The organism is Micromonospora sp. SL4-19 (genome assembly GCF_047921475.1).
Classification (GTDB): Bacteria; Actinomycetota; Actinomycetes; order Mycobacteriales; family Micromonosporaceae; genus Micromonospora.
In genome coordinates, this window is record NZ_JBLROB010000032.1 from 22273 (window position 1) to 35402 (window position 13130).

At 73.3% G+C, this 13130-nt stretch carries 10 protein-coding genes; 3 read left to right on the forward strand and 7 right to left on the reverse strand.

The features are described 5' to 3' along the window. Window positions 1-62: 62 nt before the first annotated feature. Window positions 63-278, reverse strand: a complete 216-nt coding sequence (locus ACNAVT_RS26920; protein WP_416300198.1) for an FmdB family zinc ribbon protein — start codon at window positions 276-278, stop codon at window positions 63-65. A gap of 40 nt (window positions 279-318) precedes the next feature. On the opposite strand from ACNAVT_RS26920, the gene ACNAVT_RS26925 reads away from it, so the two are divergent. From ACNAVT_RS26925 to ACNAVT_RS26935, 3 genes are all read left to right on the forward strand, one after another. Further along, window positions 319-1539, forward strand: coding sequence for a lytic murein transglycosylase (locus ACNAVT_RS26925; RefSeq protein ID WP_416300199.1), 1221 nt, complete (start codon window positions 319-321; stop codon window positions 1537-1539). Window positions 1540-1612: 73 nt separating this feature from the next. Further along, the gene (locus ACNAVT_RS26930; RefSeq protein ID WP_416300263.1) at window positions 1613-2629 is read left to right on the forward strand and encodes a GNAT family N-acetyltransferase; all 1017 of its coding nucleotides are present in this window, start codon (window positions 1613-1615) and stop codon (window positions 2627-2629) included. A gap of 93 nt (window positions 2630-2722) precedes the next feature. Continuing rightward, complete coding sequence (locus ACNAVT_RS26935; protein WP_416300200.1) at window positions 2723-5992, forward strand: lamin tail domain-containing protein; 3270 nt, start codon at window positions 2723-2725, stop codon at window positions 5990-5992. Between the two features lie 34 nt (window positions 5993-6026). Here the strand turns inward: ACNAVT_RS26935 and ACNAVT_RS26940 are convergent, their stop codons facing one another. The 6 genes from ACNAVT_RS26940 to ACNAVT_RS26965 form a co-directional block, all read right to left on the reverse strand. Continuing rightward, window positions 6027-6578 (reverse strand): helix-turn-helix transcriptional regulator, encoded by a 552-nt coding sequence (locus ACNAVT_RS26940; protein WP_416300201.1) that lies wholly within the window; start codon window positions 6576-6578, stop codon window positions 6027-6029. Between the two features lie 499 nt (window positions 6579-7077). Beyond that, on the reverse strand, window positions 7078-8061 hold the full coding sequence (hemB, locus tag ACNAVT_RS26945) for a porphobilinogen synthase (protein WP_416300202.1): 984 nt from the start codon (window positions 8059-8061) through the stop codon (window positions 7078-7080). A gap of 17 nt (window positions 8062-8078) precedes the next feature. Beyond that, on the reverse strand, window positions 8079-9659 hold the full coding sequence (locus ACNAVT_RS26950; RefSeq protein ID WP_416300203.1) for a uroporphyrinogen-III synthase: 1581 nt from the start codon (window positions 9657-9659) through the stop codon (window positions 8079-8081). Beyond that, the gene (hemC, locus tag ACNAVT_RS26955) at window positions 9656-10624 is read right to left on the reverse strand and encodes a hydroxymethylbilane synthase (RefSeq protein WP_416300204.1); all 969 of its coding nucleotides are present in this window, start codon (window positions 10622-10624) and stop codon (window positions 9656-9658) included. Before hemC ends, ACNAVT_RS26950 begins: the two co-directional genes overlap by 4 nt. Further along, complete coding sequence (locus tag ACNAVT_RS26960) at window positions 10621-12015, reverse strand: glutamyl-tRNA reductase (RefSeq protein ID WP_416300205.1); 1395 nt, start codon at window positions 12013-12015, stop codon at window positions 10621-10623. The genes hemC and ACNAVT_RS26960 overlap by 4 nt, the downstream gene beginning before the upstream one ends. After that, window positions 12012-12782 carry a redox-sensing transcriptional repressor Rex gene (locus ACNAVT_RS26965; protein WP_416300207.1) on the reverse strand — a complete coding sequence of 257 codons (771 nt, stop codon included), beginning with the start codon at window positions 12780-12782 and terminating at the stop codon, window positions 12012-12014. The genes ACNAVT_RS26960 and ACNAVT_RS26965 overlap by 4 nt, the downstream gene beginning before the upstream one ends. Window positions 12783-13130 lie beyond the last annotated feature (348 nt).

Sequence of the window (13130 nt, forward strand, 5' to 3'; positions counted from 1 at the left end):
GGTGTCAAAGATCACACCTGCGGCATGCGCGGATGACCGGGGAGACGAGGCCGCTGGGAATGTCAGCAGCCGCAGCCACCCCCGCAGCAGCCGCCGGCCGGGGCGGTCCCACCGGCCGGGCCGGCGCCGCCCCGGCCGGTGACCGCGACGGTGGAGAGCAGCTTCACGGTGTCGGTGTGCCCCTGCGGGCAGGACGCGGGCTGGCCGGCCTCGGCCATCGGCCGGTTGACCTCAAAGGTGTCGCCGCAGGCGCGGCAGCGGAACTCGTACCGGGGCATGCCCCCAAGCGTACGGCCGGGGCCGGACACCTCGGCGGGCATGGGTGATACTCGACGGGTGGTGGACGGCGAGGAGCGATCAACGATTCGGCCCCTGCGACCGGCCGTGCCACCCGACGGCGCCGCCCGACCGGCGCCGGTACCCCGTCCCCGTCCGGCCCCGGCGCCCACCGCGGCCGGCCGCGCCGCGACCACTTCGGAGTCGGCGACGACCACCGCCCCGACGCCGACGGAGGCCGCCGGCGCGGGGCCGGAGGAAAGCGGGCCGGAAGGCAGCGGGCCGGCGGAGGCGGGTCGGCGGCGGCGGGTGCCGTTCGCGCACGCGGTCCGGGGGCCAGCGCACCGGCGGCTCGCCGGCGGCGCGGCCCGCGCCGTCCGGGACTGGTCACGCCGTCCCAGCGGGCGGACCACCCTGCCCGGCCTCTTCCTGCTCGCTCTCGTCGCGGTGACCGCGGTGGCCGGCGCGCTGCTGGTACCGGCGGTCGTCCGCAAGCCGCAGCCGGTGGCCGCCGAGGCCACCGCGACCAGCTCGGTGAACGGGGTGCCCGAGGGCGGCGTGGTGCCCGGGGCCACCGGCGCGCCGTCGGGAGTGCCCGGCGCGACCGACCTGGCGACCGCAACGGCGCCGCCCGGTGCCGGGCAGCCCACCGGGCCGATCGTGGGGCTGACGCCGGCCAGCCGACCGGCCGACGCGCTGGCCGGGTGGGCGCAGCAGGTCAGCCAGAAGACCGACATCCCGGTGATCGCCATGCAGGCGTACGGCTACGCCGAACTGGTGCTCGGCCAGACGCACCGGAGCTGCCAGCTCAGCTGGACCACGCTCGCCGCGATCGGATACGTCGAGTCCCGGCACGGGTCGGCCAACGGCGCCAGCCTGGGCCCGGACGGCGTCGCCCGACCGGAGATCGTCGGCGACCCGCTGGACGGGCAGGGCGGTCGCGCCCGCATCCTCGACACCGACCAGGGCCGGCTCGACCACGACACCGTCTACGACCGCGCGCTCGGCCCGATGCAGTTCATCCCGAGCACCTGGCAGGAGATCGGCGCGGACGCCGACAACGACGGCGTCAAGAACCCCCACGACATCGACGACGCCGCCCTGGCCGCCGGGCAATACCTCTGCAAGGGCGGCCGGAACATGACCATCCCGAACGACTGGTGGACGGCCATCCTCTCCTACAACGACGTACGGCGATACGCCCAGGACGTCTTCAACAAGGCGGACGAGTACGGGCGCCTGAGCCGGACGAACCGTACGTGACGTGACCGCTCGCGCACATTTCGAGACCTGAACCCTTCCCCCGGGCAATCCTTGCCGGCAAGCTAGACGGGTGATGGTGCGCGAGTGGGACCCTCGGAACGCGTCGTCCGCCGAGATCGCGTCGCTGCTGGACACGCTCAACGCGGTGCTGGCGGCCGACCTGCCGCAGGATCCGCCCTGGCGGGAGAGCTCGCTGCGTGAATACCTCTCCGAGGTGATGCCCGGTGAGCGGCGGATCTCCTGGGTCGCCCAGGCCGAGCCGGCCCCGGACGACGCTCCGGACGCGCTCCTGGGGCACGTCAACGTGCTGCTCCTCGGCGGCATCGGGGTGCTGGAGGTGCTGGTGCATCCCACGGTCCGGCGCACCGGGCTCGGCCGCGAACTGATCCGGGTGGCCGCCCGCCGGGTCTGGGAGGAGGGCTTCCAGTCGATCGGCGTGGAGGTGGTCGGCAACACGCCGGCCGTCGCTTTCTACGAGTCCCTCGGCTTCACCCGCGAGTACGTCGAGACCCGCAGCGTGCTCGACCTCAACGCGGTGGACTGGCCGGCGCTGGCCGAGATGGCCACCGGCGTCGGCGCCGGCTACCACCTGGAGTTCTGCCCGGGTGGCCCACCGGACGACCTGATCGAGGCGTACGCGCGGACCAAGGCCGAGGTACGCGACGTCGACGACGGCGAGCTGCGGCCCAGCTCCTACGACCCGCAACGGCTGCGGGACAGCCTGGACACGCTGCACCGGCGGGGCATGAAGCCGTACATCGTGCTGGCCCTGCACGAACAGACCGGCGAGGTGGCCGGGCTGACCGAGGTGGTGGTGCCGGCGCAGCACCCGACCCGGGCCGACCAGTACGACACCATCGTCGTCCGCGACCACCGCGGCTACGGCATCGACCGGGCCATCAAGGCGCGGATGCTGCTGGAGCTTCGCTCGGCCGAGCCGGAGCTGGCCGAGGTGCAGACCTGGAACGCGCAGGCCAACGAGGCGATGTTGAAGGTCAACGCGGAGCTGGGCTATCGCCCCGACCGGGACTGGTGCGAATACAGCGTGGACGTGGCCGAGCTGGTGCACCGCCTCGATCCCCATCGCTGAGGGATATTCATCAAACGGCTGCCCCGGGGCTGGACGCCGGACCGGTGCGGCCCTTAGCGTGCGTTTGTTCCACCCACCCATCGTGGAGGCTCCATGCCGCGCCGCACGTTCGCCGCGTTCGCGATCACCGCCGCCGTCTCCGTCGCGGCCGTCGGTGTGGCACCCCCCGCGGCCAGCGCCGCCCCCACCGACCTGTTCATCTCCGAGTACGTCGAGGGCCTGTCCAACAACAAGGCCATCGAGCTCTACAACGGCACCGGAGCCCCGGTCGACCTGGCCGCCGGCGGCTACCAGCTCCAGCTCTACTTCAACGGCGCGACCACGTCGACGAACATCGCCCTGAGCGGCACCGTCGCCGCCGGTGCCGTCTTCGTCTTCGCCGCCGCCTCGGCCGGGCCCGCGATCCTCGCCGAGGCCGACCAGACGTACAGCGGTTCGCTCTTCAACGGCGACGACGCGATCGTGCTGCGCAAGGGCGGGACCGTGGTCGACTCGATCGGGCAGGTCGGCGTCGACCCGGGCACCGAGTGGGGCACCGGGCTCACCAGCACCGCCGACAACACCCTGCGCCGGCTCCCGTCGGTGACCGCCGGCGACACCGACCCGTCGGACCCGTTCGATCCGGCCGCGCAGTGGGCCGGCTACCCCACCGACACCTTCGACGGGCTGGGCAGCCACACGATCGACGGCGGCGGCCCGGTCGACCAGCCGGCCACGCTGAACTGCGGCGGCACGCTCACCGTCGAGGCGGGCGGCACCGCGACCCGCCAGGTCACCGCCACCGACGCCGACGACAGGATCGCCGACCTCGCGGTCAGCGCGGTCAGACCGGCGCCGGCGAGCGGCTCGATCAGCCGCACCGCGTTCACCCCGTCCGCCGGGGTCGGTGGCACGGCCACCGCGACGCTCACCGCGACCGGCCTCCCGGCCGGCTCGTACGCGGTCACCGTGACCGCGAGGGACGCCGACGGCGGCACCGCGGCCTGCACGCTCACCGTGCAGGCCAACGCCCTGCTGTCCGTCGGCGAGGTGCAGGGCCGCACCGGCGACGACGAGGACGGCCGCACCGGCCGGTCGCCCCTCGCCCCGGCCAGCGGCAACGGCACCAGCGCCGCGCTGTACGACGTACGCGGCGTGATCACCCAGCTGTCGCTCACCCGCAGCAGCGCCGGCGCCGACCAGTACGGCTTCTACCTGCAGAGCCGCAAAGGCACCGAGGACGGTGATCCGCTCACCTCGGACGGCATCTTCGTCTTCATGGGCTCGTTCACCACGCTTATCGGTGGCTACGCCCCGACGGTCGGCGACGAGGTGGTGCTGCGCGCCCGGGTGTCGGAATACTTCAACCAGACCCAGCTCTCCAGCGCCTCGCTGGTGCGCAGGATCGACTCCGGGCTCGACGTCGACGCCGCCGTGCAGGTCGACGACGCCGTGCCGCCGGCCGACGCGGCCGCCGCCGACCGCTTCTGGGAGCGGCACGAGGGCGCGCGGATGCGGGTCCGCTCGGGCAGCGGTGTCTCCGCCCCGCGGCACGTCTACGCCTCCACTGCGGACTCGGAGATCTACGTGGTGGACCGCGAGGACCCGATCATGAAGCGGGCCGACCCGTACGCCCGCCGGGTGTTCCGGGACGCGCACCCGCTGGACGACGTCCCGGGCACCCTGTTCGACAACGACAACAACCAGCGGATCCTGCTGGCTGCCGGTGGCGTGAAGGCCACCGCCGGGGACTCCGCCGCGCTGTTGCCGGAGGCCCGCACCTACGACACGCTCACCGAGGACGCCTACGGCGCCGTCTCCTACGCCTTCAGCAAGTACAGCGTGCAGCCGGAGCAGCTCACGCTGACCGGCGGCGCCGACCCGGCGGGGAACAACCCGCCGCAGCCCGCGGACCGGAACTCCGAGGTCGCGGTCGCCACCTTCAACCTCGAGAACCTGTACGACTACCGGGACGACCCGTTCGACGGCTGCGACTTCGCCGACAACTCGGGCTGCACCGGGGTCGACCCGCCGTTCGACTACGTGCCGGCCAGCGAGGAGGCGTACACCGCCCGGCTGAACGTGGAGGCCCGGCAGATCGTCAACAACCTGCACAGCCCGGACCTGCTGCTGGTGCAGGAGGCCGAGGACCAGGACATCTGCTCGGTGGTCTACGGCCAACTGGTCTGCGGCACCACGAACAACGCCGACGGCGCGCCGGACACCGTCCAGGAGCTGGCGCTGGCCATCGCGGCCAACGGCGGCCCGGCCTACGCCACGTCGTACGACCGCAGCGGCGCGGACGCCCGGGGCATCACCTCGGCGTTCCTCTACCGCACCGACCGGCTCACGCTGGCCGAGGCGACCGCCGCCGACCCGCTGCTGGGCACCGCCCCGACCGTGGACTACCGCTCAGCCGGGCTGCCGGCCAACGCGGACGTGCAGAACCCCAAGGCGTTCAACGCGGTGCTGCCGGCCGACGTGGACCGGTCGACCGGTGTGGACGGTGCCAACGTCTACACAAGGGCGGCGCAGCTGGCCAAGTTCACCGTGGCGGCGGCACCCGGCTCGTCCGAGCGCTACCCGCTCTGGGCGGTCAGCAACCACTACTCGTCCGGACCGGACACCCGGGTCGGACAGCGCCGGGAGCAGGCCACGTACGGGGCCGCGCTGGTGCGGGCCATCGAGGCGGCCGACCCCGACGCCCGGGTCGTCTACGGCGGTGACCTGAACGTCTTCCCGCGCCCGGACGACCCGATCGCCACCGCGGAGAACCCGACCCCCTCGGACCAGCTCGGGCCGCTGTACCAGGCCGGGATGCACAACCTCTGGGACGACCTGGCGGCGGAGGTGCCGGCGGCGGCCTACTCGTACACCTACAGCGGACAGGCGCAGACGCTGGACAACCTCTTCGTCAACGACAACCTGCACGGCGACCTCGTGCAGATCCGCTCGGCGCACGTCAACGCCGACTACCCGGCCGACGCCGAGGGCCTCGGTGACCGGGGTGCCAGCGACCACGACCCGCAGGTGGCCCGATTCCGCTCCCGCCCGTCGCTGAGCGTGGCCGACACCTCGGTGCTGGAGGGCAACAAGGGCGACACCACCATGACGTTCACGGTGACCGTCTCCCGGCCGCTCTCCGGGTCGGCCCTGATCTGCGCCAGCACCTACGGCACCACCGCACAGGCCGGGTCGGATTACGACCCGTACGTCGGCTGCCGGACGCTGGCCGCGGGCCGGACGTCGCTGGTCTTCCCGGTGACCGTCCACGGTGACCGGAAACGCGAGGCGGACGAGCAGCTCAGGCTCTACGTGGCGGGCGTGCCGGGGATCCGGCTCGCCGACCCGATGGCGGTCGGCACCATCCTGAACGACGACTGACAGGCGTACACACGGAACAGACCCGCCGTTGGGCTCACCGGCCGGACGACGGGCCGTTCCGGTATCCGCACCGCTGCGGGTCGGCGGGGGGCGGAACGCCACGGTACTTCGCCACCCGCACCTCCCACTGGCTGCGTCGACGCAGGGCGTCCCGGAGCCCCCGATCGCGGTAGAAGGTCTCCGGTGGACGGGCCAGGCCGTACAGGTCGGCCCACCACTCCCCTGGCTCGGGGTCGGCGATGACGTCGAGGTGGGACGGGTAGCGGCGTTCGGCGCCGTCACGCAGGTCGTCCCGGTCGCGCATGGGCTGGAGCACCCGACCGAACTCGTCGACCACGGCGAGGCGGAAGCCGGCCACGCCGATGACGCGACGCAGCATGGCGATGCTCGGGGTCAGGGTGCCCGCCTCGATCCGGCCGATGGTGGTCGGATGCACCTGGGCGAACCGGGCCAGCTCACGCTGGCTGGCGTCGGCCCGGCGGCGGACCGCCCGGACGATCCCGGCGGCGGGCCACGGGATGTCGAAGGGATCGGTCAGCATTGCGGGTGGCTCCGGAGCGTCCTCGGGCCTTGCGGAGACGGTCACAGAGGAACGGTCGCGCGTCGGGCGGCGCCGCGACAACCCCGACCGGTCCGGCTGTGGACAACCGGGCCTCGTGTGGAAGACCCGTCGGCGTCGCGGACCCGCCCTCCCTGGCCCGACACTGCTCCGAGCGGGGCACAGTTCGTGACGGAGCGCATCCTTCACGCCGAGTCACCGATGCCAAGGCCAACAATCGGCAAGTCCGGCCGACCTCGCTAGAAGTCCCCCGAAAACGGGCTATTCACCCCGTCGAGAGGGTGCGGTGCTGGCACCCCCCGCCCACCTTTGCTCTGCAGCCGCATACGCATCGAGCACGGAGCGTAGGCGCTGCGTATGTGGCTGCAGAGCAAAGCGAATGCGGGAGAGAGGTGCTGGGATCGTCGCAGCCACGCAGAGTGACGGTTGGCCGGCACTGCCGGCCCTCGTCGAAGCGGCTGCCGGCCCTCGACGCAGCGGCAGGCGCCAGCCCGGGGCGGGAAAGACGCCCCGGGACGACGACAGCTCAGTAGCGCTCGCGGAGCAGGTGGGCGGCCTCGACCGCCCAGTAGGTGAGGATGATCTGCGCGCCGGCCCGGCGGATCGAGGTGAGCGTCTCCAACATCACCCGCTCCCGGTCGATCCAGCCGTTCGCGGCGGCCGCCTCGACCATCGCGTACTCGCCGGAGACCTGGTAGGCGGCGACCGGGACGTCCACCGCGGCCCGGACCGCCGAGACCACGTCGAGGTACGGCAGGGCCGGCTTGACCATCACCAGGTCGGCGCCCTCGGCGACGTCCAGCTCGACCTCGCGCAGCGACTCCCGCAGGTTCGCCGGGTCCTGCTGGTAGGTGCGCCGGTCGCCCTCCAGCGCCGACTCGACGGCGTCCCGGAACGGGCCGTAGAAGGCCGAGGCGTACTTGGCCGCGTACGCGAGCACCGCCACGTCCTGGTGTCCGGCGGCGTCCAGGGCCCGGCGGACCACGCCGACCTGGCCGTCCATCATCCCGGACGCGCCGACCATGTGGACCCCGGCGTCGGCCTGGGCGACCGCCATCCGGGCGTACGCCGCCAGCGTGGCGTCGTTGTCCACGGCACCGTCCGGGTTGAGCAGGCCGCAGTGCCCGTGCGAGGTGAACTCGTCCAGGCAGAGGTCGCTCATCACCACGGTGGCGTCGCCCACCTCGGCGACGACGTCGCGGATGGCGACGTTGAGGATGCCGTCCGGGTCGAGGCCGCCCGACCCGGACTCGTCCCGCGTCGCCGGCACCCCGAAGAGCATGATCCCGCCCACCCCGGCCTGGACCGCCTCGACGGCGGCCTTGCGCAGCGAGTCCCGGGAGTGCTGGAGCACTCCCGGGAGCGACGCGACGGCCCGTGGCTCGGTCAGCCCCTCCTTGACGAACATCGGCACGACCAGCTCGGCCGGGTCGAGGCGGGTCTCGGACACCAGCCGCCGCACGGCCGCGTTACGACGCAGCCGGCGGGGCCGGATCTCGGGGTACGGCATGGGAATCTCCCTAGCGACTACCGGAACCTGAGGGCGGTGGGCCCCTGCACCTTCGAACCGCGGCGCTGCTTGGCCGGCATGGCGGCCAGCTTCTCGCGCAGCTCGACGGCGTAGGCGGCGAGCGCCTCCACCAGGTCGGGCACCGAGGCGTGCTGGGGCTGCACGTCGACCCGCAGGCCGAACTCCGTCGCGGTCTCGGCCGTCTTGGGCCCGATGACAGCGACAACGGTACGCGCGTGTGGCTTACCGGCGATGCCGACCAGGTTCCGGACGGTGGAGGACGAGGTGAAGAGCACCGCGTCGAACCCGCCCGACTTGATCGCGTCGCGGATCTCGGCCGGCGGCGGCGCCGCCCGGACGGTCCGGTACGCGGTCACGTCGTCGACCTCCCAGCCCCGCTCGGTGAGCCCGGCGGCCAGGGTCTCGGTGGCGATGTCGGCGCGCGGCAGCAGCACCCGGCCGACCGGGTCGAGGATCTCGTCGTGCGGCGAGAACTCGGCCAGCAGGCCCTCCGAGGTCTGCTCGCCCGAGGGCACCAGCTCCGGCTGGATGCCGAACGCCCGGACCGCGTCCGCGGTGGCCTCACCGATGCAGGCGATCTTCACGCCGCCGAAGTGGCGGGCATCCAGGCCGTGCTCGGCGAACTTCTCCCAGACCGCCCGCACCGCGTTCACCGAGGTGAAGATCACCCAGGCGTACCGGCCGTCGACCAGGCCCTTGATCGCCCGCTCCATCTGGGCGGGGGTACGCGGCGGCTCGACCGCGATGGTCGGCACCTCGCACGGGATCGCGCCGTACGCGCGCAGCCGGGCGCTCATCGCGCCGGCCTGCTCCTTGGTCCGGGGGACGAGCACCTTCCAGCCGTACAGCGGTCGGTTCTCCCACCAGCTCAGCTTGTCGCGCTGGCCGACGCCCTCACCGAGGGTGAGCACGACCCGGCCGGTGAAGCCGAGCGCCGCCGCGACGAAGGAGTCCACGGTCGACGTGGTGGTGTACTGCGTCTCGCCGGTGCCGTCGCCGGTCACCCCGACGCCGGTGGTGCCGTCCACCCCGGCGGCCAGCAGGCCGTCCCGGATGGCGGCCAGGTCGCCGGCGTCCACAGCCAGTGCCAGCGAGCCCCGGTTGACGGCCGCGGCCAGCGCGTCGAAGTCGAGAGCGGTGACGTCCTCGACGTCGGCGGCGGTCCGCACCCCCGGCAGCGGCACACCCGCGTAGGTGGCCACCCCCTCGGCCTGGCCGACGCCCGGGACCACCTCGAAGTGCGCGGCGGTACGCGCCACCGCCTGCACCTCCTTGACCACCGACTCGTGGCCGAACGGGTCACCGGCGACCAGGTGCACCGCGTTCTGCCCGGAGCGGGCCGCGGAGATCAGCACCTTCGCCACGTCCCCCGGTACGCCCTCGGCGGGGCTGAACTGGGCGTCGGCTCGGGCGTGGGCACGGACGTGCTCGAGCAGCGACTCGGGGATTCCCCGGTCGTACACCACCTGATCGGCGTCGACCAGGGCGTCGTGCGCCCGGCGGGTCAGCAGGCCCGGGTCGCCGGGACCGGCCCCGACGAACGCGATACGGCCTACGGGCTTACGGGTGCGGGTCATTCTGTGCTCCCAAATTGCTGGGTCCCCGGGCCGGCGTGTCCTTCTTGGCCGAGGATCGAGTCGGCGCCGAGTTCGAGGAGTTCGGCGGCGAGTGCCTTGCCGATCTCCGCCGCGTCGGCGGGCGTTCCGGTGCGGGACAGCCGGAGGTCACGGGTACCGTCCGGGCTGATCACCGCCCCGCGCAGGTAGATCTCCTCGCCGGTGTCACCCTCGGCGAGTTCGCCGTAGGCGGCGACGGGCGCGCTGCACCCGGCCTCCAGGGTGGCCAGCAGTGCCCGCTCCGCGGTGACCGCGGCGCGGGACGGTGCGTGGTCGAGCACCGCGAGGAGCTCGACCAGGTCCTGGTCGTCGACCCGGCACTCCACCGCCAGCGCGCCCTGTGCGGGCGCCGGCAGCATCAGCATCGGGTCGAGCGTCTCGGTGATCACGCCGGCCCGGCCGAGGCGGGCGAGCCCGGCCCGGGCCAGCACGACGGCGTCGAGGTCGGCGTCCGGGCCGAGCACCCGGCCGAGACGGGTGTCCACGTTGCCCCGGATCGGGGTGACCTCCAGCTGCATCCCGAGCGCGTGCAGCTGGGCGATGCGGCGCAGCGCGCCGGTGCCGACCCGGGCGCCGGGTGGCAGCTCGGCGAGCGTACGGCCGTCCCGGGCGACCAGCGCGTCGCGCGGATCCTGCCGGGGCGGTACGGCCGCGAGGTGCAGGCCGGGGGCGTCCGCCGTGGGCAGGTCCTTGTACGAGTGGACGGCGAAGTCGATGGTGCCGGCGGTCAGCGCGTCCCGCAGCGCGGAGACGAAGACGCCGACACCGAGCCGGTGCACCGGGGCCGACGAGCGGTCCCCGGCGGTCACCACCTCGACCAGCTCGACCGCGCGGCCGGTGGCCGCGGTGAGGGCCTCGGCGACGTGGCCGGACTGGGCCATCGCCAGGGCGCTGCCCCGGGTGCCGAGGCGCAGGGGGGCGGTCATCGCGCACCTCCGGTGGACGGGATGTCGAAATCACTCACCGGCACGCCCATTACCTCGAACGACGGCCGGACGGTCGGGTCGGCCTCCACCACGTCGGGAACGGTGTCGACCGGGGAGGTCTGCGGCACCTCCAGGTCGAACAGCTCGCGCAGCAGGGCGGCGTACTGGTCGCCGCCGGGCTCGGCGGCGAGCTGGCGGACCCGTACGGTCGGCTGGTGCAGCAGCCGCTGCACCACGCGGTGCACGGTGCGGGCGACCTCGGCGCGCTGGTCGTCGGTGAGGTCGGGGCGGCGTTGGGCGAGCCGGCGCAGCTCGGCGGTGACCACCTCGTCGGCGCGTCCCCGCAGGGCGGCCACGGTGGGCGCCACGTCGGCGCCGCGCAGCCAGCTGAGGAACGCCTCGACCTCACCGGTGACGATCCGGGCCACCTCGGCGGCATCGGCGGCGGCCGAGCCGTCGGCGAGGATCGCCGCCATCCGGTCGATGTCGATCACCTCGACGCCGGGCAGCTCGGCGACCCCCGCCTCGACGTCGCGCGGGACGGCGAGGTCGAGCAGGACCAGCGGGCCGCGGCCGGCGACCCGCCGGGCCAGTGCCCGGGTCACCACGTCGCGGGTGAGGACCGGTTCGGTGGCCGCGGTGGCGGCCACTACGATGTCCACTGTGGAAAGCGCGTCGACCAGCCCGGCCAGCGGCACGGCTTTCGCGCCGTACGATTCGGCCAGCCGGACGGCCCGGTCGGCGCCGCGGTTGGTGACGGTGAGCGGGCCGGCGCCCAGCCGGGAGAGGGTGGCCACGCCGAGCGAACCCATCGCGCCGGCGCCCACCACCATGGCGGGCCGGCCGGCCAGCTCGCCGTCGAGCAGGCCGGCAGCCAGGTCGAGGGCGGCGGTGACCACGCTCTGACCGGCCCGGTCGATGTTGGTCTCGGCGTGCGCGCGCTTGCCCACCCGCAGCGCCTGCTGCATCAGCTCGTGCAGCAGCCGACCGGCGGAATCGGCGCCGCTGGCCGAGTGGTACGCGTCCCGGAGCTGGCCGAGGATCTGCGCCTCGCCGACCACCATCGAGTCCAGCCCGGCGGCGACCCGGAAGGCGTGGTCGACGGCGGCGGCGTCGTAGTGCACGTAGAGGTGGTTGGCGAGCGCGGCCGGCGGGCAGCCGGCCTGGTCGGCCAGGACCGCGCAGATGTCACCGAGGCCGCCGTGGAAGCCGGAGACGGCCGCGTACACCTCCACCCGGTTGCAGGTGGAGACGAGCACGGCCTCGGCGACGTACGGCTGCGCGACCAGCCGGTCCAGGGTGCGGGTGAGGTCGGCGGGGGCGACCGCCAACTGCTCCAGCGTGGCGACCGGGGCGGTGCGGTAGGACGCGCCGACAACGAGCAGTTTCACGTGCCGATCGCCTCCTGGGTGTCGGTCGCCGCGAGCCCGCCGGGCAGGGCGGTGAGGGCGGACCCGCCGGTGGCGGGGAGCGCGGTCAGCGACGCCTTGCGGTGCTCGTGGAAGGACAGGATCTGCAGCTCGATCGCGAGGTCGACCTTGCGCACGTCGACCCCCTCCGGAACCGAGAGTACGCACGGAGCGAAGTTGAGGATGCTCGTCACGCCGACGGCGACGAGCTGATCGGCCACCCGCTGGGCGGCCGGCGCCGGGGTGGCGATCACGCCGATCGAGATCGACTCCTCGGCGGCCACCCCGGGCAGCTCGTCGATGTGCCGGACGACCAGCCCGTTGATCTCCTCGCCGATCCGGGACGGGTTGGCGTCGAAGAGCGCGGCGATGCGGAAGCCGCGGCTGGCGAAGCCGTCGTAGCCGGCCAGAGCGTGACCGAGATTACCCACGCCGACCAGGGCGACCGAGCGGCACTGGGTGAGCCCGAGCACCGACTCGATCTGGTCGATCAGCAGGGTGACGTCGTAGCCGACGCCCCGGGTCCCGTACGAGCCGAGGTGGGAGAGGTCCTTGCGGAGCTTCGCCGAGTTGACCCCGGCGGCGTTGGCCAGCCCCTCGCTGGAGACGGTCTCGTGGCCGGCCTCGGCGAGGGCGTGCAGGGCACGGAGGTATTCCGGGAGCCGCGCGACGGTCGCCTCGGGCAGGTCCGGGAGCGCCGGTACGGCACCGGCGCGGCCGGGCGCGCCTGGGTGACGGTGCTGACTCATGAGACTCCGTGCGGTGCGATCCTCGACCAGCGTCGACGGCCGGTCGTTTCGGGACTCCCGCTGGCGACCGATGTTGCCGGCTGTGCTAGCAGGGCGCGTCGGAACTACAGAGTAGGCGCTTGTGAAGGGGTGCACAAATCGCGATCTTGCTGGCCCGCGACGCGCGTCCACCTGCCCCTCCATCCCACAAGATCGATAAACCGCACGCCATCGGCGCCAGTCGCAGATTATTGCTCAATCCCGACTTCTCTGACCAATCGCACGCGCCCGATCGCGGTGTGTCACCGGATACTGCGAGGCAGGTCTCACCCAGGGTAGGGAGAACCCCACCCCGGAGAGGCCGGTTCA